The 19,426-nt window shown below is 70.3% G+C and carries 20 protein-coding genes; 10 read left to right on the forward strand and 10 right to left on the reverse strand.

All coding sequences use genetic code 11. From position 1 onward, the window contains the following. The first annotated feature begins 14 nt into the window (after nucleotides 1-14). Genes RS883_RS08465 through RS883_RS08475 form a run of 3 tightly spaced genes read left to right on the forward strand, consistent with a single transcriptional unit; the run spans nucleotide 15 to nucleotide 3,327 of the window. Complete coding sequence (locus tag RS883_RS08465; protein WP_315764867.1) at nucleotides 15-482, forward strand: (2Fe-2S)-binding protein; 468 nt, start codon at nucleotides 15-17, stop codon at nucleotides 480-482. Further along, the gene (locus RS883_RS08470; RefSeq protein ID WP_315764870.1) at nucleotides 479-1,153 is read left to right on the forward strand and encodes an Isoquinoline 1-oxidoreductase subunit; all 675 of its coding nucleotides are present in this window, start codon (nucleotides 479-481) and stop codon (nucleotides 1,151-1,153) included. Before RS883_RS08465 ends, RS883_RS08470 begins: the two co-directional genes overlap by 4 nt. Nucleotides 1,154-1,164: 11 nt before the next feature. Next, entirely contained in the window at nucleotides 1,165-3,327 is a 2,163-nt protein-coding gene (locus tag RS883_RS08475) for a xanthine dehydrogenase family protein molybdopterin-binding subunit (protein WP_315764872.1), read from the forward strand. Nucleotides 3,328-3,338: 11 nt separating this feature from the next. Here RS883_RS08475 and RS883_RS08480 read toward each other — a convergent pair whose 3' ends face one another. Both RS883_RS08480 and RS883_RS08485 read right to left on the reverse strand, forming a co-directional pair. After that, nucleotides 3,339-4,958 carry an NAD(P)/FAD-dependent oxidoreductase gene (locus tag RS883_RS08480; protein ID WP_315764875.1) on the reverse strand — a complete coding sequence of 540 codons (1,620 nt, stop codon included), beginning with the start codon at nucleotides 4,956-4,958 and terminating at the stop codon, nucleotides 3,339-3,341. Between the two features lie 56 nt (nucleotides 4,959-5,014). Beyond that, on the reverse strand, nucleotides 5,015-5,431 hold the full coding sequence (locus RS883_RS08485) for a hypothetical protein (protein ID WP_315764876.1): 417 nt from the start codon (nucleotides 5,429-5,431) through the stop codon (nucleotides 5,015-5,017). Between the two features lie 85 nt (nucleotides 5,432-5,516). Here RS883_RS08485 and RS883_RS08490 point away from each other — a divergent pair, with 85 nt between their 5' ends. Beyond that, nucleotides 5,517-6,467: a LysR family transcriptional regulator gene (locus RS883_RS08490; RefSeq protein ID WP_315764880.1), complete on the forward strand. Its 951-nt coding sequence runs from the start codon at nucleotides 5,517-5,519 to the stop codon at nucleotides 6,465-6,467. Continuing rightward, nucleotides 6,464-6,811, forward strand: coding sequence for a DUF6980 family protein (locus tag RS883_RS08495; protein ID WP_315764883.1), 348 nt, complete (start codon nucleotides 6,464-6,466; stop codon nucleotides 6,809-6,811). The genes RS883_RS08490 and RS883_RS08495 overlap by 4 nt, the downstream gene beginning before the upstream one ends. A gap of 14 nt (nucleotides 6,812-6,825) precedes the next feature. Here RS883_RS08495 and RS883_RS08500 read toward each other — a convergent pair whose 3' ends face one another. From RS883_RS08500 to RS883_RS08535, 8 genes are all read right to left on the reverse strand, one after another. Further along, entirely contained in the window at nucleotides 6,826-7,719 is an 894-nt protein-coding gene (locus RS883_RS08500) for an SDR family oxidoreductase (RefSeq protein WP_315764885.1), read from the reverse strand. A gap of 23 nt (nucleotides 7,720-7,742) precedes the next feature. Then, the gene (locus tag RS883_RS08505) at nucleotides 7,743-8,507 is read right to left on the reverse strand and encodes an SDR family oxidoreductase (RefSeq protein WP_315764887.1); all 765 of its coding nucleotides are present in this window, start codon (nucleotides 8,505-8,507) and stop codon (nucleotides 7,743-7,745) included. 30 nt (nucleotides 8,508-8,537) lie between these two features. Continuing rightward, nucleotides 8,538-10,757 carry a xanthine dehydrogenase family protein molybdopterin-binding subunit gene (locus RS883_RS08510; protein WP_315764889.1) on the reverse strand — a complete coding sequence of 740 codons (2,220 nt, stop codon included), beginning with the start codon at nucleotides 10,755-10,757 and terminating at the stop codon, nucleotides 8,538-8,540. After that, nucleotides 10,754-11,746, reverse strand: coding sequence for a xanthine dehydrogenase family protein subunit M (locus RS883_RS08515; RefSeq protein ID WP_315764892.1), 993 nt, complete (start codon nucleotides 11,744-11,746; stop codon nucleotides 10,754-10,756). Before RS883_RS08515 ends, RS883_RS08510 begins: the two co-directional genes overlap by 4 nt. After that, complete coding sequence (locus RS883_RS08520) at nucleotides 11,743-12,318, reverse strand: 2Fe-2S iron-sulfur cluster-binding protein (RefSeq protein ID WP_409977408.1); 576 nt, start codon at nucleotides 12,316-12,318, stop codon at nucleotides 11,743-11,745. The genes RS883_RS08515 and RS883_RS08520 overlap by 4 nt, the downstream gene beginning before the upstream one ends. A 70-nt stretch (nucleotides 12,319-12,388) precedes the next feature. Continuing rightward, on the reverse strand, nucleotides 12,389-12,883 hold the full coding sequence (locus RS883_RS08525) for a nuclear transport factor 2 family protein (protein WP_315764897.1): 495 nt from the start codon (nucleotides 12,881-12,883) through the stop codon (nucleotides 12,389-12,391). Between the two features lie 89 nt (nucleotides 12,884-12,972). Beyond that, nucleotides 12,973-13,875 carry a LysR family transcriptional regulator gene (locus RS883_RS08530; RefSeq protein ID WP_315764900.1) on the reverse strand — a complete coding sequence of 301 codons (903 nt, stop codon included), beginning with the start codon at nucleotides 13,873-13,875 and terminating at the stop codon, nucleotides 12,973-12,975. A gap of 29 nt (nucleotides 13,876-13,904) precedes the next feature. Next, on the reverse strand, nucleotides 13,905-14,045 hold the full coding sequence (locus RS883_RS08535) for a hypothetical protein (RefSeq protein ID WP_315764902.1): 141 nt from the start codon (nucleotides 14,043-14,045) through the stop codon (nucleotides 13,905-13,907). Here RS883_RS08535 and RS883_RS08540 point away from each other — a divergent pair. Genes RS883_RS08540 through RS883_RS08560 form a run of 5 tightly spaced genes read left to right on the forward strand, consistent with a single transcriptional unit; the run spans nucleotide 14,044 to nucleotide 19,402 of the window. Continuing rightward, nucleotides 14,044-14,349 carry a YciI-like protein gene (locus RS883_RS08540; RefSeq protein ID WP_315764905.1) on the forward strand — a complete coding sequence of 102 codons (306 nt, stop codon included), beginning with the start codon at nucleotides 14,044-14,046 and terminating at the stop codon, nucleotides 14,347-14,349. The two genes, RS883_RS08535 and RS883_RS08540, sit on opposite strands and share 2 nt — an antisense overlap. A gap of 21 nt (nucleotides 14,350-14,370) precedes the next feature. Continuing rightward, complete coding sequence (locus tag RS883_RS08545; protein ID WP_315764908.1) at nucleotides 14,371-15,360, forward strand: aldo/keto reductase; 990 nt, start codon at nucleotides 14,371-14,373, stop codon at nucleotides 15,358-15,360. A 42-nt stretch (nucleotides 15,361-15,402) separates the two neighbouring features. After that, on the forward strand, nucleotides 15,403-16,047 hold the full coding sequence (locus RS883_RS08550; protein ID WP_315764911.1) for an RNA polymerase sigma factor: 645 nt from the start codon (nucleotides 15,403-15,405) through the stop codon (nucleotides 16,045-16,047). Beyond that, nucleotides 16,044-17,003 (forward strand): FecR family protein, encoded by a 960-nt coding sequence (locus RS883_RS08555; protein ID WP_315764914.1) that lies wholly within the window; start codon nucleotides 16,044-16,046, stop codon nucleotides 17,001-17,003. Before RS883_RS08550 ends, RS883_RS08555 begins: the two co-directional genes overlap by 4 nt. Continuing rightward, entirely contained in the window at nucleotides 17,000-19,402 is a 2,403-nt protein-coding gene (locus RS883_RS08560; RefSeq protein WP_315764916.1) for a TonB-dependent receptor, read from the forward strand. Before RS883_RS08555 ends, RS883_RS08560 begins: the two co-directional genes overlap by 4 nt. The last annotated feature ends 24 nt before the right edge of the window (nucleotides 19,403-19,426 follow it).

Raw genomic sequence — 19,426 nt, forward strand, 5'->3', positions numbered from 1 at the left:
GAAGGAAGCCGCTCATGGCCTTTGAGCTCAACGTCAACGGCAAGGTCGCGCGCGTCGAGGATGACGGCGACACGCCGCTCCTCTGGGTGCTGCGCGACACGCTGGGCCTGACCGGCACCAAATATGGCTGCGGCATCGCGCAGTGCGGCGCCTGTACCGTCCATGTCGACGGCCAGCCGATGCGGTCATGCGCGCTGCCGCTCGCCGACGTCGCGGGATCGGCGGTGACGACGATCGAGGCGGTCGCGGGGCCGGAGGCCGATGCGATCCGCACCGCCTGGGTCGCGCGCGACGTGCCGCAATGCGGCTTTTGCCAATCGGGCCAGGTGATGAGCGCGGTCGCGCTGCTGAGGGCGCAGCCGTCGCCCAGCGACGCGGACATCGACCTGGCGATGAGCGGCAATCTGTGCCGCTGCGCCACCTACAACCGTATCCGCGCCGCCATCCACGACGCGGCGCGCGGCGCAGGGGAGCGGGCATGAGCGCGCGCCCACGGCGCCGGTGGCGGATCGGCTGCCTGCCGATCCTGGCGGTGCTCGTCGCCGCGCTCGTCCTGACGATCGCACTGTTGCTCAGGCCCCGGACGATGCCGGAACCGAGCACGATCGCCGCCGTGGTTGCCAGCAAGCCGCGCGTGCCGCTCCGCCCCGTCGGCGCGTTCGACGCGATCGCCGATCCCGACGCACGTTCGGTCGCCTTGTTTCGCGAGGCCGGGCGCGTGATCCAGCATCCACGCTGCCTCAATTGTCACCCCCGCACCGACCGCCCCAACCAGACCGAGGCGATTCGCCCGCATCGGCCGCTGGTGATGCGCGGCCCCGATGGCGGCGGCGAGCCGGTGCTGCGCTGCACGACCTGTCACCACGACCGCAACGTCGATGCCGCAGGCGTACCGGGCAATCCCAAGTGGCGGCTCGCCCCCATCGAGATGGCGTGGGAGGGCAAGTCGCTCGGCGAGATCTGCCGCCAGCTGCTCGACCCCGCACGCTCGCACATGAGCCGCGCCGAGCTTCTGAACCACATGGCGCATGACGAGCTCGTCGGCTGGGCCTGGCATCCCGGCGGCAAGCGCGTCCCGGCGCCCGGCACCCAGGCCGAGTTCGGCGCGCTGATCGAGGCATGGCTCGCCACCGGCGCGCGGTGCCCGGCATGAAGGACACGCCCATGATCGATCCATCGCCGACCAAGCCGCGGTTCGCCATGACCCGCCGCCGGATGATCCTGGGCGGGTCGCTGGCCGGCGGCGCGCTGATCGTGGGCTATGCCGCGACCCACCCGGCAGAGATCGGCGGCGTGCTGCTCTCGGGCGGCGGCGAGGATCCGCCGCCCAGTGCCTTCGGCTCCTTCATCCGCATCGCGCCCGACGGCTGGGTCACCGTGGTCAACAAGCAGCAGGAGCTTGGCCAGGGCATCCACGCCGGCATCGCCGCGATCGTCGCGGAGGAACTCGACGCCGATTGGGACCGCGTCCGCGTTGTCGACGCGCGCAGCAATTTCCGCGCTTATGGCATGCAGGGCTCGGCCGGTTCGCGATCGATGGCCTCCAATTGGGACGGCATGCGCGCGGCGGGCGCGGCGGCGCGGTCGATGTTTGTCGATGCTGCCGCGCTCCGCTGGCAGGTGCCCCGCCGCCTGATCGAGGTCCGTGACGGCGTGGTCTCGCACCCGGCCTCGAACCGCCGGGCGACGTTCGCCGATCTCCTCGCCGACGCCGCACGCCAGACGCCGCCGCAGTCGCCGCGGCTGAAGCCGGCGAGCGAGTACCGGCTGATCGGCACCGACCGCGTCCGGCGCAAGGACAGCCTGCCCAAGTCGACCGGCGCGCAGGTCTATACGCAGGACGTCCAGCGCCCCGGCCTGCTCGTCGCGATGGTGGCGCACAGCCCGCGCTTCGGCGGCCGGGTGGCGCGCTACGACATATCCGATGCGATGAAGGTGAAGGGCGTGGTCGACGCCTTCGCCATCGATACCGGCATCGCCGTGGTGGCGGAGAACACGATCGCCGCCCGGCGCGGACGCGACGCGCTCCGCATTGAATGGGACGACAGCACGGCCGAATGGCGATCGAGCGCCGACCTGTTCCGCCACTATCACGATGTCGCGGCCGGCAAGTCCGACCTCTCGGCAGAGGATTTCGCGACCAGGGGCGAGGGAGCGGGCGAATGGACCGGCGAAATGGCCGAGTTCGCCTTCGACTTCCCCTATCTCGTCCACGCGCCGATGGAGACGCTCGACTGCGTGGCGCGGGTCGATGGCTGGAATGTGTCGATCACCTCGGGCTCGCACCTGCCGATCGTCGATCAGGTGCAGGCCGCGCGCGTCGCGCTGACCGTGCCTGGCAAGGTCGATGTCGAGGTGATTCCCGCAGGCGGATCGTTCGGCCGCCGCGGGGTCGTGTCGGCGGATTACGTCGTGGAGACGGTCCGGATCGCCAAGCGGACCGGCGGCCGGCCGGTCAAGCTGATCTGGACGCGCGAGGACGAGATGACCGGCGGCTATTACCGACCGATGTCGCATCACCGCGTCGCCGTGTCGCTCGGGTCCGACGGCCTGCCCGATCGCTGGCGCTTCCGCTCGGTCTGCCAGGCGCTGCTCCCCGTGGGCGGCAACGCGCAGGCGGTCGAGGGGATCGTCGGCTCCCCCTATCTGGCGACCGCCGCGCATGTGGAGGGCAAGCTGTACAGCCCCGACATCGGCGTTCCCGTCGCGTTCTGGCGGTCGGTCGGCAACGCGCACACGGCGATGGTGATGGAGCACGTCATCGACCAGCTCGCCCGCCGGGCAGGGCGCGACTCCGCCGCCTATCGCCGCGCGCTGTACGCACGAGCAGGCGCGGCGAAGCGGATCGCAGTGCTCGATGCGCTGTGTGCCAGCGGCGGCTGGGGCACGCCGATCGAGCCCGGCTGGGCTCGCGGCATAGCGGTGCACGAGGCGTTCGGCACGACCGTCGGCCAGATCGCCGAAGTCCGCCTCGATGGCGACCGCCCGGTCGTCCGCCGCGTCGTCGCCGTCGTGGATTGCGGGATCGCCGTCGCCCCCGATCAGATCCGCGCGCAGATGGAGGGCGGCATCGGCTTCGGCCTCTCGGCCGCGCTCTATGGCGCGACGACGCTCAAGGACGGCATCGTCGAGCAGGCCAATTTCGACACGCATCCGATGCTTCGCATGAACGAGATGCCGGCAGTCGAGACGCACATCCTGCCGACCACGACGCCGCCGACCGGCATGGGCGAACCCGGTGTGCCGCCGATCGCCCCGGCGGTCGCCAACGCACTCCTGGCGCTGACGGGGCGGGGGACGACGTCGTTGCCGTTCGTACGTGGCTGATCCGGCGTCGGTTATGGGGCGCGGCAGAGGCTCTTCGCCACCGCTTCCGCCACCTTGATTCCGTCGACCGCGGCGGAGAGGATGCCGCCGGCATAGCCCGCGCCCTCGCCCGCGGGGAACAGGCCGCGGGTGTTCAGGCTCTGGAAGTCGTCGCCACGGGTGAAGCGGACGGGGGAGGAGGTGCGCGTCTCCACCCCCGTCATGACGACGTCTGGATGGTCGTAATCGGGGATCTGGCGGCCGAACACGGGCAGCGCCTCTCGCATCGCCTCGACCGCGAAGTCGGGCAGGCACTCGGCAAGGTCGGTCGGGGTCACGCCGGGCTTGTAGGAGGGCACCACCGATCCCAGCGTCGTCGACGGCCGCCGCGCCATGAAGTCGCCCAGCCGCTGCGCCGGCGCCCGGTAGTTGGAGCCGCCCGCGACGAACGCGCGCTGCTCCCAATGGCGTTGGAGCGCAAGGCCGGCGAGCGGATCGCCCGGAAAGTCGCGCGCCGGATCGATCGCCACGACGAAGCCCGAGTTGGCGTTGCGCTCGTTTCGCGAATATTGGCTCATGCCGTTGGTAGCGACGCCGCCTTCCTCCGACGTCGCGGCGACCACCGTCCCGCCCGGGCACATGCAGAAGCTGTAGACGGTGCGCCCGTTCGAGCAGTGATGCGAGATGTGGTACTCGGCCGCGCCCAGCACCGGATGCCCGGCATTGGCGCCGAAGCGCGCGCGGTCGATCCAGGATTGCGGATGCTCGATGCGGACGCCGATCGAGAAGGGCTTGGCCTCGACATGCACGCCCGCCGCGTGAAGCATGCGGAACGTGTCGCGCGCGCTGTGGCCGATCGCCAGCACGACATGCTCGGCCTCCAGATACTCGCCGGTGTGGAGGTGGAGGCCGCGGACCCGGCGCTCGCCCGACCCGTCGGCTTCGACGTCGATGCCGTCGACGCGCTTCTCGAAGCGATACTCGCCGCCCAGCGCCTCGATCGTCTCACGCATGCTCTCGACCATCGTCACCAGGCGAAAGGTGCCGATGTGCGGATGCGCCTCGGTCAGGATCTCGGGCGGGGCGCCGGCCTTCACGAACTCGATCAGCACCTTGCGGTCGAGGTGCCGCGGGTCCTTGATCCGGCTGTAGAGCTTGCCGTCGGAAAAGGTGCCCGCGCCGCCCTCGCCGAACTGGACGTTCGACTCGGGGTTGAGCACGCTTTTGCGCCACAGCCCCCAGGTGTCCTTGGTCCGCTCGCGCACCACCTTGCCGCGGTCGAGGATGATCGGGCGAAAACCCATTTGCGCCAGGATCAGCCCGGCAAACAGCCCGCATGGGCCCGCGCCGATCACCACCGGCCGCGGCGCGTCCGCGGGGGCGGTCGCGACGTGGCGATAATGCGTATCCGGCGTCCGCTGGACGTCCCGGTCCTTGCGAAACCGCGCGAGCACCGGTGCCTCGTTCCGGAGCGTCACGTCGACGGTATAGACGAGGAGGATGTTCGACTTGTCGCGCGCGTCGTTGCCGCGGCGGACGATCTGGTGGCGCACCACCTCGCGGGGGCTGACGCGCAGCCGCTTGAAGATGGCGGCGAGCAGCGCTTCGTCGGCGTGGTGCAGGGGCAGGGTCAGGTTGGTCAGGCGCAACATGCGCCGTCTTTAGCGATCCGAAGCGCCGAGAAACACCGTCCTTCGCACGTCGCGCGTCAGCGGGGGACGGTGGCGATGAACCGCCAGTCCGCTAGCACCGCAAAGCGGTGAGGCTTCGCCAGCCGGACATAGGTGTCGGTGTCGATGATGCGGCGGAAGTCGGCGAAGGCCGGATAGCGGACGAGCACGATCTCGTCCCAGTCGTCGTCGGTGCCGGATAGGACGCCGGCGGCGCGCGGGCCGGCATAGATCAGCTCCGGCACCACCTCGACCTCGGCACAGGCCGCGCGGAAGCCGCCGACATAGCCCTCGTAATAGCCCTGCCGCGCATCGGCGTAGGTTGCCTCGAAGCCGGCGGGATAGTCCGTCGTGTCGCGAAAGCGCAGCAGGTTGACCATGACGACGGGGCCGTCGCCGATCGCCGCGGCTGCCGCGTCGAGGTTGGCTTCGGTCAGTTCGAGTTCGTGGGTCATGCCGCATCTCCTTGTTGCCGGTGCGGTATGTCCAACTGCAGCCACGTCGTGTAGCCGGGTCGCTCAACAGGACTGAGTTGCCATCATGTCAACACCAGCGGGCTTTCAGCGTCTCATCAACCTCTTGCACTTCGCGCGGGTCGCCGAGGCGGGGTCCTTTGCAGAGGCGGCGCGGCGCGCGGGCACGACCACCTCGGCGCTGTCAAAGGCGGTGTCGCGGTTCGAGCAGGCGCACGGCGTCCGCCTGCTCCATCGCACCACCCACGCGATCTCCCTGACCGCAGAGGGCGAGCGGCTGCTGGAGGGAACGCGCGACTTGCTGCGCGAGGCGGAGCGGCTGGAGGCGACGCTCGATCGGGCGGCCGCGAGCGGGGCTGGGGGCCGCATCCGACTGAGCGCCCCCGCCACGCTGATCCGTGCGCGGCTGGTGCGGCAGCTGCCGGCGCTGCTGCGCGCGAACCCGGACATCGAACTGGAGATCAAGGTCGACGACGGGACGCTCGACCTGGCGGCAGAGGGGATCGACATCGCGATCCGGTTCGGCGACCTGTCCGGGCAGCCGGGCCTCGTGGCGACGCCGCTCGGCAGCTTCCCGCATGTGCTCTGCGCGACGCCGCGCTATGTCGAGCTGGTCGGCGAGCCGCGGTCGCCCGCCGACCTGGAGGCGCACCGTCAGATCGGCTTTCGCGATCCCGGCAACGGGCGGCTGCTCGCCTGGCAGTTCGCCGATCCCGCGGATGGCCGCGTCGTCCGCCTGCTGCCGCGACCGCGGATCGTGGTCGAGGATTTGGGAGCGATCTGGTCGATGATGCGCACCGGGCTCGGCCTTGCCTGGGTGCCCGCCTGGGTCGGGCTGATCGAGCTGCGCGCGGGGCGCGTCGTCGAGCTGCTGCGCGACTGGCGCGTGGCCGAGACGCCGATGCACGCGGTCCGCCTGGAGCGGCGCCAGACCCCCCGCCGCGTCCGCCGCCTGCTCGACGACCTGCGCGAAGCGGCGGTCGAGTGGCGGTACGACGCGTCCCCGCCGAGCTCATGATGACAGCCGATCGGGCGGTCGGCTATTCCCCCTTTATGAACGACCCTAATCCGAACCCGTCGTATGGCGCCGGGGCCCCGCCGCGCGGTCACATGGACAGACACGGCCAGAACGACTGGGGATCCGTTCGGTACGACGCCCGCTTCGACGAATATTGGATCCCCGCCGGCGCGGCCCGGCAATCCTTGTTCTTTTGCCCTTGGTGCGGCGAAGCACTGCCGCCATCGAAGCGCGACGCCTGGTTCGAAGCCGTCGAAGCGCTCGGGCTCGACCCCTGGAAGGATGAAGTGCCCGAGCCCTTTCGATCCGACGCCTGGTGGCGATCTCGCGACCCTTCGGGCTGAGCGGCGCTCCGGCTTCAGCCGGCAGGCCGCAGCAGTTCGGGAAAGCCGATGCGGTCGAGGAACTGCTCGCGAACGCGATCGATGACGGCGAAGCTGACCGCCGAGCCGTCGCTGGCGGGATCGATCATCGTGCGCAGCGGACGCGTGCCGGTAGGCAGGTCGACGATGCGGGCGACGGCGCGCGCGACCTCGCCCGGATCTGCGTCGTCGGGGATCGTCGCCGCGAGGGCATCGCGCATTCGGTCGAAGAAGCCGTCCGGATAGCCGGCGGCATAGGTGTCGGCCACGTCGCGGTTCGCCGGCTCGCCGGCATGGGCGAAGTGATTGGTCCCCTTGGTGAACGCGCCCGGGACCACGATCGCCGTCTCGATCCCGAACGGCGCCAGTTCCTTGGCATAGCAGACGGCGAGCGCATCCATCCCCGCCTTGGCAGCGAAATAGGGGCCGAGGAGCGGGGGCACGCCGCCCGCGACGCTGCTGCTCGACACCCAGATGAGCAAGCCCGCGCCGGCGCCGCGCATGTGCGGCAGCACCGCCTGGTTGACGCGGTGTGTGCCGAGCACGTTGACGTCATAATGCTGCGCGAGCTGCTCCACCGAAAACGCTCCGGTGGGGCCATAAACCATGTGCCCGGCGTTGTGGACGAGCACGTCGATCCGGCCATGCTCGGCGACGATCGCCTCCACCGCCGCCGCGATCGACGCCTCGTCCTGAACGTCGAGGTCGACCGTGCGTAGGTCGATCGCCTCGCGCTTCGCCTGCTCTGCGATCTCGGCGACAGTGGCGGCGTTCTTGCCCGCCGTCTCGCGCATCGAGGCGTAGGCGGTGTGGCCGGCATGGGCCAAATCGCTGGCGATCAGGCGGCCGAAACCGCTCGACGCACCGGTGACGAGCGCGATCTTTGCCATAATAGACCTCCCTGAAACCGACGTCAGTCGTGCCCGGTCTCGGTCGCCGGCGTGTTGAGCGCCGCCAGCGCCTTGTCGAAGCGGCCCTCGCGCTCGGCATCGCGCAGGAAGCCGACGCGCTGCACCAGGATCTCGCTCGGGGTCGGCGTCTGGCCGAACAGCGTCATCACCTCGTCGATGAAGTCGGTAAGCGGCAGATAGCCCTCGCGCGTTTCCTGGCCGGGGGTCAGGCCCGTCTGTACCGCGGGCGGCACCAGCTCGATCACCTCTACCCGCCCTGCCAGGACCTGGCGCAGAGACACGGTATAGGAATGGATTGCCGCCTTGGTCGCGTTGTAGGTCGGCGTGGCGACCAGCGGCACGAACGCGAGCCCGGAACTGACGTTCACGATCGCCGCGTCGAGCTGCTTCGCCAGATGGTCGATCAGCGCGTCGATCAGCCGGATCGGGCCGAGCAGGTTGGTGGTGATCGTCGCCTCGGCATCGGAAAGGTCGCGCGACCGGCCGAGCGGTTCGGGCCGCATGATGCCGGCATTGTTGATGAGTATGTTGACGTCGGGATGCTCGGCGATCAGCCGCTGCGCGAAGTCGGCGATCCCATCGGCGCTGGCCACGTCGAGTTCGATGCCGTGGATATCGCTACGCCCGCCGATCGTCTCCTCCAGCGCCGCCCGCCGCCTTCCGGCGACGATGACCTTGTTGCCGGCATCGGCGAAGCGGTGCGCCAGCGCCTGGCCGATGCCGGAGCCGCCGCCGGTGATGAGGATGGTGTTGCCGCTGTTCTTCATCGATCGTCCTTTTCGGGCTCGCGGCCAGCGTCAGTCCGGCAGGCCGGGGAGCAGCTTGTCGAGCGTGATGGGAAAGTCGCGGACGCGGACGCCGGTCGCGTTGTAGATCGCGTTGGCGACCGCCGCGCCCGCGCCGCAGGTGCCGAGCTCGCCGACGCCCTTGATCATCAGCGGATTGGCGAGCGGATCGCGCTCGTCGAGGAACAGCACGTCGATCGCGGGAATGTCGGCGTGGACGGGGACATGATATTCGCCCAGGTCGCGGTTCACGACCTTGCCCGTGCGCGGATCGTGGATCAGCTCCTCGGTCAGCGCGGCGCCGATGCCGAAAACGATGCCGCCGATCGCCTGCGAGGTCGCCGTCCTGGGGTTGAGAATGCGCCCCGCGGCGAACACGCTGTTCCACCGCGACAGCCGCGTCTCGCCGGTCACGGCATTGACCCGCACCTCGCAGAAATGGGCGCCATACGCGGTCTGGTCGTATTTGGCGTTGCTCTCGCCCGGCTCGACATTGCCCTCGACGCTCATGCCCTCGCCGACCAGTTCGGCGATCGGATAGCGTTCGCCGCGGACGATCAGCGCATCATCGGCAAAGGTCGCCTCGTTGACGTCGATGCCCACCGCCGCGATCAGCGCCGCGCGCAGCTTTTCGCAGGCGGCATAGACCGCCGAGCCTGCGGTCGCCGCGCCCCAGCTCCCGCCCGAGCCGGCACTGCGCGGATCGTCCGTGTCGCCAAGGCGTACCTCGATCCGGTCGATCGACACGCCGAGCAGGTCGGCGACGATCTGCGTCAGGATCGTGTAGGTGCCGGTACCGATATCGGTCATCTCGCTCTCGACGACGACCCGGCCGCCGGCGCCGATCGACACGCGGGCGGCGGTCGGGCCGAACAGGTTGCCGCGCGAGGAAGCTGCCATACCGTGCCCGATCAGCCATTCGCCGTCGCGCGTCGCGCCCGGCACGCGGTTGCGCGCGTCCCAGCCGAACCGCTCGGCGCCGGTCCGCATGCAATCGACCAGCGCCCGGGTGGAGAACGGCTTGCCTTCCTCGGGGTGCGTCAATGGCTCGTTGAGGATGCGCAATTCGATCGGGTCGACGCCCAGCCGCTCGGCAAGCTCGTCGACCGCGCATTCCAGCGCGAGCTGGCCCGCGGCTTCGCCGGGCGCGCGCATCGACACGCCGAGCAGCTTGTTCACGCGCACGACCTTGTGGTCGACCACGCGATTGGCGCCGGCATAGAGCGAGTGGGTCGCGATCCCTGCGGGCTCGAAGAACATCTCGCCTTCGAGCTGGTCGGTGATCGTCTCGTGCCCGATCGCGGTCAGCTTGCCCGCGGCGTCGGCACCCAGCCGCAGCCGCTGGTGCGTCGCGGGGCGGCGGCCGGTGGTTTCGATGACGTTCTGGCGCGTCATCGCGACCTTGACCGGGCGGCCGATCTGCTGCGCCGCAATCGCTGCCGCGACGGCCTCCGGCATCAGCCCCAGCTTGCCGCCGAACCCGCCGCCGACGAAGGGCGAGCAGATGCGGACCTTGTCGGCTTCGATGCCGAGCACCGTGGCGAGCTGATCGCGCGACGTGACGGGCGACTGGTAGGAGGCGTGGAGGGTCAGCCGGTCGCCCTCCCACACCGCTATCGCCGCGTGCGGCTCCATTGCGGAGTGGCTGTGGCTGGGCGTCGTCCAGATCGCATCGACGCTCGCCTTGGCCTCAGCCATCGCGGCATCGACGTCGCCCTGTTCGGTGTGGATCAGGAACAGGCCGAAGATGTCGTTGGTCGGCGGTTCGGCCGTGTCCAGCGCCGCTTCCATGTCGAAGACGCCGGGTTCCGCCGCATGCTCGATGCCGATGCAGAGGGCAGCGGCGCGGGCCTGTTCGAAGCTCTCGGCGACGACGACGCCGATCGGCTGGCCGAAATAGGCGACGTCCTCGACCCCTTGCACGGGGGCTTCCGCACCGGCGAAGTCGCCGCCATTGCGGGTCAGTCGCTCGTCGGTGACGATCGCGATGACGCCCGCCATCGTGCTCGCCGCATCGGTGTCGAGCCGCGTGATCCGCCCCTTGCCGATCGGCGCGCGAAGCAGGAAACCGTGCGCCAGGCGGTCGGGGAAATGCTCGGCGGCATAGCGCGCCCGGCCGGCGATCTTCAGCGGGCCGTCGACGCGGGCGACGGGCTTGCCGACAAGGGGCGCGGCCGCCGTGTCGAGCAGGCTCTGCTCGAACGGGGCATCCATCTTGATCGTCGCCTTCATGCCCGGGTCTCCTCCGTCAGCGCGGTCAGGGCGGCGGCGAGCGTCCGCCTGAACAGGGGCAGCTTGAAATCGTTGCTGCCGCTCCCGCGAGCGCCGGTCAGCACGGCATCGGCGACGCGCGCGAACAGGCCCGCGCCGGGTGCCTGACCGACGAGCAGCGTCTCCGCCGCGCGGTCGCGCCAGGGCATGGTGCCGATCCCGCCGAACGCGAGCGCGGCGTGGCTGATGCGGCCATTCTCGACCGCGACGATGCCGGCGACCGACACCAGCGCAAAGGCATAGGAGGCGCGGTCGCGGACCTTGCGATAGCTTTGCCGGCCGGGCGGGGGCGGGGGCAGCGTCACCGCGGTGATGAGTTCGCCCGCGCCGAGCTGCGTCTCCAGATGCGGCGTGTCGCCCGGCAGGCGATAAAGCTCGTCGAGCGTCAGCGAGCGCCGTTCGCCCGCCGGTCCGGTCGTCTCGACCACGGCGCCCAGCGCACGCATCGCCACCGCCATGTCGGACGGGTGCGAGGCGATGCACGCCTCCGAAGTGCCGACGATCGCCATGATCCGGTTGACGCCGCCGATCGCGCTGCACCCCGACCCCGGCTCACGCTTGTTGCAGGGGGTGGCAGGGTCGTAGAAATAGAAGCAGCGCGTCCGCTGGAGCAGATTGCCCGCGGTCGTCGCCTTGTTGCGAAGCTGCGCCGACGCGCCCGCCAGGATCGCGCGCGAGAGCACGGGATAGCGGGCGCGCACGCGGCGGTCGGCGGCAAGCTCGGCATTGGTGACGAGCGCACCGATGCGAAGGCCGCCCTCCGCCGTCTCCTCGATCACGCGGAGGTCGAGGCTGCCGATATCGACCAGGTGGCGGGGCCGCTCGATGCCGAGCTTCATCAGGTCGAGCAGGTTGGTGCCGCCCGCGATGAAACGCGCGGCGGGACGCTCGCGCGCGGCGCCGAGCGCGTCCACGATCGAGGCGGGGCGGGCATAGTCGAACGCGATCATGCCGCGGCCTCCGCCCGGTCGCGCGCCACGCTCGCGATCGCCTCGACGATGTGCGGATAGGCGGCGCAGCGGCACAGGTTGCCGCTCATCCGCTCGCGGATCTGCTCGGTGTCGGCGACGGCGGGCGCGTCCAGGTCGTCGCTGACATGGCTGGGCCAGCCCGCCTCGATCTCGCCGAGCATCCCCATCGCCGAACAGATCTGGCCGGGCGTGCAATAGCCGCACTGGAACCCGTCCGCCGCGACGAACGCGGCCTGCAGGGGGTGCAGCGCCTCCGGCGTGCCGATCCCCTCGATCGTGGTGATCGCGTCGCCCTGATGCATCAGCGCCAGGCTGAGGCAGCTGTTGATCCGCCGCCCATCGACCAGCACCGTGCACGCGCCGCACTGGCCATGGTCGCAGCCCTTCTTGGTGCCCGTCAGGTGCAGATGCTCGCGCAGCGCGTCGAGCAGAGTCACGCGCGCATCGATCGTCAGCCGATGCTCGGCGCCGTTGATCGTCAGCGCCAGTTCGGTGGTGGCGTTCGCCTCGATCCAGTCCACAAGCCCTCCCTTGGTCCGGTTTCCCGACATATCGCCCCTCGTCCCCGCCGGTTGCGCGCCGATTTGTCGGCCCAGCGGGGACGGTGAGGAGATGATCGCGTCAGTCGCGCCTGCCGGGCGGAACCGGCTTGGCCAGCGCCGCGCTGAATGCGGCATTGTCGAGGAAGGCGGTGACCGCGACGACGCGGTCGCCCTTGACCGTCATGATCCAGAGGTAGCTGTTGCGATAGGTCGAGCCGTCGGCCATCGGCGCGCTCCCGTCCCAATGGACGATGACGTCGTCGCCATCGGTCCAGATCCGCCGCACCACCGGCGTGAGCGGCCCGGCGAGCCGTGCGCGCAGCGGCTGCGACGTGGCGTCGAGCAGCGCTTGGCGCGAGCGATAGGTGGTGGCGACCGCCGGATCCTGTCCGGTGATGTGCCAGGTCGCATCGTCGGCGAGCAGGCTGAAGATGTCGGCCTCCCCCTTGGCCCAGCGGGCAAAGGCGCTCTCGATCAGCGTGCGGTTGGTGGCCTGATCGACGGGTGGTTGTTGAACGACGGGCGCGGGCAGCAACAATGCCGCGGCGACGAACAGGTTGGTGGTCGGTAGCAAATCGGATTCTCCGGCTGGTCGCCCGGCATAACCCGTCGCCCGCGTGCCGGTTCGTCGCCGAAATGTCGCCGCTGCACGGACGCCGCCGGTCAGGCGGACAGGCGGGTCCGTACGAACGCCATGAACGCCTCCAGCGCGGGCGAGCGGTGAACCTCGTTGGGCGTATAGAGATAGGCGGGCCAGCGGAGGCAGTTCCACTCCGGCAGGATCTCGACCAACTCGCCACTGCGCAGATGCGCCTCCGCCACGACGTCGAGCAAGCGGACGATCCCGTGGTCGCACCGCGCGGCGGCGACCAGCGATCCCGCGTCGTTGACCGTCAGGCCGCAATCGGGCGCGATCGTGTGCGCCTCGCCGGCCGCGTTGATGAAGTTCCAGACGTGCGGCCGGCCCGTCACATCGTCGATCAGGCGGACGCAGCGGTGATGCTGGGCGATATCCTCGGGCCGCTCCGGCATCCCGTGCCGGTCGATATAGCCCGGACTGGCACAGGTCAAAACACGGCTTTGCAGCAACAGCCGCTTGTCCAGGCCGCGCGCATCCGGCTCGCCAAAGCGAAGCGCCACGTCGAACCCGTCGCTCAGCAGATTGTCGATCCGGTCGCGCACCAGCACGTCCAGCTTGACGCGCGGATGTTCGGCCAGGAAGTCGGGGAGGATCGGGATCAGCACGTCGGGTCCGAACGCGCCGTCGGTCGAGATGCGGAGCCGCCCGCGCACCTCGTCCGGCGTCGCCGGCGTCGCGATCCGCCCCAGCGCCTCGAGCATCGGGCTCGCTTCCTCAAGGAAGGTGCGGCCCTGGTCGGTGAGCTTCAGCGCGCGGGCGTTGCGATCGAACAGGCGAAGTCCGGTGCGCTCCTCCAGCCGCCCGATCGCCTTGCCCACGCCCGACCGCGACAGGCCGAGCTGCTCGCTCGCGCGGGCATAGCTGCCGGTGCGGGCGACCGCGACGAACACCGTGATGCCGGCAATGATCCGCCCGTCGAACAGCAAGCCCGTCCCCTTCGTTACGCAGCCATATCCTATATCAATCCGCTGTACGAGATCGGCAGCGGCGCGGTGGCGCCGATCGGTCGCGCCAGCGACGACGTTTTGGCGAAGAACCGCGCGCCGGCGCGCTCGTTGCTGCGCCCGAACGCGACCTCCAGCGAAAGGCGTGCCATGAAGCACTATGTCCTCTTCCTCGATTTCAGCGACACCTATGAGGCGCGGCGGGCCGAGTTCCGCGACGCGCACCTGACCCGCGCCTGGGCCGCGGCGGATCGGGGCGAGTTGATCCTGGCGGGCGCGCTGACCGATCCGCTCGACACCGGGCTGATCCTCTTCAAGGGCGAGAGTGCCGAGGTGGTGGAACGCTTCGTCCGCGAGGATCCTTATGTGAACAACGGCCTCGTCCGCGACTGGCGCATCCGCGAATGGGCGACGGTGGTCGGCCACGAAGCCGCTTCCATCCTGCGGCCCGCGTGACGCGATATAAGGAGAGCTGACATGCTGACACGGCGCACACTCGGGCGGACGGGCCTGGAGGTATCCTCGCTCGGCCTCGGCTGCATGGGAATGAGCCATGCTTATGGCGAGCCCGACGATGCCGAATCGATCGCGACGATCCACCGCGCGATCGAGCTCGGCTGCACCTTCTTCGACACGGCCGAAGTCTATGGCCCGTTCACCAACGAGGAACTGCTCGGCCGCGCGCTGAAGGACCGCCGCGAGGGCGTCCAGATCGCGACCAAGTTCGGCTTCGTCATCGGCCAGGGATCGTTCGCGGGCGCCGACAGCCGGCCCGAGCATATCCGCGAGGTGGTGGAGGCGTCGCTCAGGCGGCTCCAGACCGACCGCATCGACCTGCTCTACCAGCACCGCGTCGATCCCAAGGTCCCGATCGAGGACGTCGCGGGTACCGTCCGCGACCTGATCGCAGAGGGCAAGGTGCTGCATTTCGGCCTGTCCGAAGCCGGCGTCGACACGATCGGGCGCGCCCACGCGGTCCAGCCGGTCGCCGCGCTGCAGAGCGAATATTCGATCTGGGAGCGCAATCTGGACGACCGGATCCTGCCGCTGCTGGACGAACTCGGCATCGGGCTCGTCCCTTTCAGCCCGCTCGGCCGTGGCTTCCTGACGGGCACGGCCAAGCGCGCCGAGGATTATCCCGAGGGCGACTTCCGGGCCAAGGGCGACCCGCGGCTCCAGGGGGCGAACTTCGACGCCAACATGCGCATCGCCGACCTGGTGCGGGCGATCGCCGCGCCGCATGGCGCGACGCCGGGTCAGGTGGCGCTCGCCTGGCTGCTCCAGAAGCGTGCAGACATCGTGCCGATCCCCGGCACCAAGCGGCGGACCTATCTCGAAGAGAATCTTGCCGCCGACGACATCACCCTCTCGGTCGAGGAGGTGGCGCGGCTCGACGGTGCGCTCTCGACCTTTGCGGTGTCCGGAGAGCGTTATGGCGAGAAGGCGCTGTCGATGGTCGATCGCTGAGCCAAGGCAAATCGCGCATGGCTCCGTCTTCATGGTCGAACCATGGGGACTTCGGCAATGCGCCGCGACGGCAGCGAGGCAGGGATCATCGACCGCGGTCGCGCGGGGGAGGAGTCGCTCGACTTTCCCCCGCGCGACGCGGTCGCTAGAAGGCCGGGCTTCCCGCCACGGATCGTCCGCCACGCCATGCCACCCACCGGCCTCGAAGTCGTCTTTCTGGCTAATCGCGACAAGCTCATCCGCTTCCTTCGGGCACGCGGCGCCGGGGACGCTGCCGAGGATCTGGTGCAGGATCTGTGGATCAAGGTCCGCTCGCAACCCGGCGGGCCGATCGCCAATCCCGCCGCCTATCTCTATCGCGCCGCCGACCTCCTGATGATCGACCGCTATCGCTCGCGCCGTCAGGCCGAGCGCCGCGACCAGGCCTGGGAGGACGATCGCCACCAGCCCGGCAGCTCGGTGCCCAGCCCGGAACGCGAAGTCAGCGCCCGGCAGGAGACGCTGCGCGTCGCTGCGGTGCTGGCTGCGATGGGCGAGCGAAAGGCGTCGATCTTTCGCCGCGTCCGTGTCGATGGCGAGCCGCAGCGCAAGGTGGCCGAGGCGTTCGGCGTCAGTCTCAGCACCGTCGAAAGCGACCTGCGCGAAGTGGCGCGCGCCCTGTTGAAGCTGAAGGATGAGATCCGATGAGCGCGTCCGGGGGCAACGGCAAGGCGCATGAGCCGATCGACGAGGAGGCGCTCGATTGGGTCCTGCGCATGGCCGAGCCCGATGCCGACTGGGACGCCTTCACCGACTGGCTGGAGGCGGATCCCGACCGGTCGGCGCGCTACGATCGCGCCGCGCTCGCGCTCGACCAGGCTGCAGCTGCGATGCCGCGACCCGCGCCGACGCCGCCGCCGGTCGTCGAGGATCGCCTTGCGTTCAGCCGGCCGGTGGCACCGGCGCGGCGGCGCTGGCTGGGCGGCGCGATCGCCGCGGTGCTCGTCGGCGGCGTCGGCTTGGGCGCCTGGAGCCAGCGGGACCAAAGCTATACCGTCCTGACGGCTCCCGGCGAGCAACGGACGGTGGCGCTGGCGGATGGCAGCAGCATCGTGCTGGCGGGTGGATCGCGCGTGCGCCTGGACGCCGCCGATCCGCGCACCGCCGCGGTCGAGGCGGGCGAGGTGCTGTTCAACGTGCGCCACGACGATGCCGCGCCGTTCCGAGTGCGCGCGGGCGAGCTGTCGCTCGTCGACCTGGGTACCGTGTTCGACGTACGCCTTGCCGGATCGCGGACGCGCGTCGCCGTTGCCGAGGGGGCGGTGATGGTCCGCGGCGGCGGGGCGGAGGTTCGGCTCGACCCCGGCCAGGCGGTCGTCGCCGATGGCCGCAGCCTCCAGCGCCAGCGTCAGGACGCGGCGCTGGTCGGAAGCTGGCGCGAGGGCCTGCTCAGCTTTAATGACGCCACCATGCGTGACGTCGCGGAAGCCTTGTCCCGCAACCTCGGCCTCCGGATCACCGCCGCGCCCGCGATCGAGGGACAGGTGTTCAACGGCACGGTCGAGCTGAAGGCGCTGCGCGCCGACCCGGCGCTGATCGGCGAATTGCTCGGCGTCGAGGCACGGCGGGACGCGAACGGCTGGACGCTGGATCGGCGGCGGTGAAGCGGATCGCCGGCGGCATGGTCGCGGTCGCGGTGCTGGCGATGATGCCGGCGGCGCGCGCCGATGCGCAGGCGCTCGACCTGCCTGCGGGCACGCTGGGTCAGCAGGTGACGACGCTGGGGCGGCAGGCGCGCATCAGCATCGTCGTGCCGGACGCGACCTTGTGGAAGCGCCGGGTACCGGCACTTCGAGGAAGCATGACCCCCGAGGCGGCGCTCGCGGAGATCGCGCGGCGCGCGGGCGCGCGCGTCGAGCGGATCGGCGCCGTCGGCTGGCGGCTGACGCCCGCACCCAAGCCCGAGCCGCGGCCACGCGTCCGGCCGGTCGCGAGGCCCACGCCGCCGGTGCCGACCCCGACGACACCCACCGACATCGTCGTCACCGCCAGCAAGCGCGACACGACCCGCGACCATTTCGCCGGCCAGTTCGCCAGCGTCTCGGGCGAGGAGCTTGAGCGCGGCGGGGCGGGCGGGACCGACCGCCTGGTCCAGCGACTGACCAGCGTCACCTCGACCTATCTCGGCGCGGGCCGCAACAAGCTGTTCATCCGTGGTATCGCGGATTCGAGCTTCACTGGCCCGACCCAGGCGACGGTTGGCCAATATTATGGCGACCTGCGCCTCAGCTACAACGCGCCCGATCCCGACCTCCGCCTGACCGACCTCGCCGCGGTCGAGGTGCTGGAGGGGCCGCAGGGCACGCTGTACGGCGCCGGGTCGCTGGGCGGCCTCATCCGGCTCGTCCCGAACGCGGTCGATCTGAACGCGCTGACGGGTACCGCGACGCTGGGCACGTCCGCCACCACGCACGGCCGGCCGAGCTATGACTTGCAGGGCGTCGTCAACCTGCCGATCCTCGGCGATCGCGTCGCGCTTCGCGTGGTCGGCGGTCACAGTGTCGAGGGTGGCTATATCGACAAGCCGCTGCTCGGACGAAGGGACGTCAACCGAACCGAGATCGACAGCGGCCGGGCGACCCTGCACGTCGAGCTGGGCGGGGCGTGGAGTGCCGAGCTGATCGGCATCGGCCAGCGCATCCGCGGCGCCGACAGCCAATATGCCGACCGCTTCGGCGAACCGCTGACCCGCTCCGCTCCGGTCGTCGAGGGGTTCAGCGCCGATTACGCGCAAGGCCAAGTGGTGGTGTCGGGCGAGGTCGCCGGCATCAAGATCCGCTCGACCACCGGCATCACCGCCCACGATCTGGTCGAGCGCTATGACGCGACGCCCCCCGGCGGCCCCGATCGCCTGTTCGAGCAGTCGAACCGTACGCGGATGCAGGCCAACGAGACGCGCGCCTGGCAGACCGCCCGCGACGGATCGGGCTGGCTCGCCGGGATCAGCTACATCCACAATCGCTCGCGGTTGTTGCGGCTGATTGGCACGCCGGACCAGCGCACGCCCACGACGGGCGTCGACAATGGCGTGACCGAGTGGACCGTTTATGGCGAGGGCAGCCTGCGCCCGGTCCGGCCGCTGCTGGCGACCGTCGGCCTGCGCGCCACGCGTTCCATGCTGAGCGGGCGGGCGGTCGACGTGCTCGCGATCAACCGCACCGCCGCGCTTGCCGAGGCGGAGGCCGAGCGGGCGCAGACCATCGTCCTGCCGGCGGCATCGCTGCTGTTCGATGCCTCGCCCCGCCTCAAGCTGTTCGCGCGGTACCAGGAGGGCTTTCGCCCTGGTGGCCTCGCGATCGAGGGCGAGAGCGTCCGCCAGTTTCGCAACGACCGCGTTAGGACGATCGAAGCGGGGGCGCGCTACACCGCGCCGCTGTTCGACCTGCGCCTGACCGGCGCGCGGGCGGCATGGCGCAACATCCAGGCCGACTTCATCGACGGATCGGGGCTGCCGAGCACCGCCAATATCGGCAATGGCGACCTCTGGACGGTCGAAGCGGCGGCTGGCGTCCGGCCAATCGAGGGTCTGCGGGTCGAAGGCGCGCTGTCGCTCAACGACGGCCGGATCGACGAGCCGTCGACGTCGCTGATCGCGCTGGCCGATCGGACCAGCAGCGAGCCCGGCGCGCAATCCGCGCGGGCCGTCGCGCTCGCCCGGCTGGCGCAGATCCCCAACATCGCCGGCATCACCACGCGCCTCGGCGCCATCTATCAGGCGCCGGTCGGGCGCGGCGACCTGACCATCGACGGATGGGCACGCTATATCGGCTCGTCGCGGCTGGGGGTGGGGCCGGTGCTCGGCCAGCGCCAGGGCAGCTACATGGATACGGAAGCGACGGCGCGTTTCGCGATCGGCGGGGTCGGCATCTCCGCCACGGTCAGCAACATCCTCGACACGCGCGGCAACCGCTTCGCGCTCGGCACGCCGTTCACCACCGGCCGCGACCAGGTGACGCCGCTGCGCCCGCGCACGTTCCGCATCGGCATCGACGCCGCGTTCTAGCGACCAAGGGTTTGCGGGCGCGGC

This window comes from Sphingomonas sp. Y38-1Y, from assembly GCF_032391395.1.
Taxonomy (GTDB): domain Bacteria; phylum Pseudomonadota; class Alphaproteobacteria; order Sphingomonadales; family Sphingomonadaceae; genus Sphingomonas.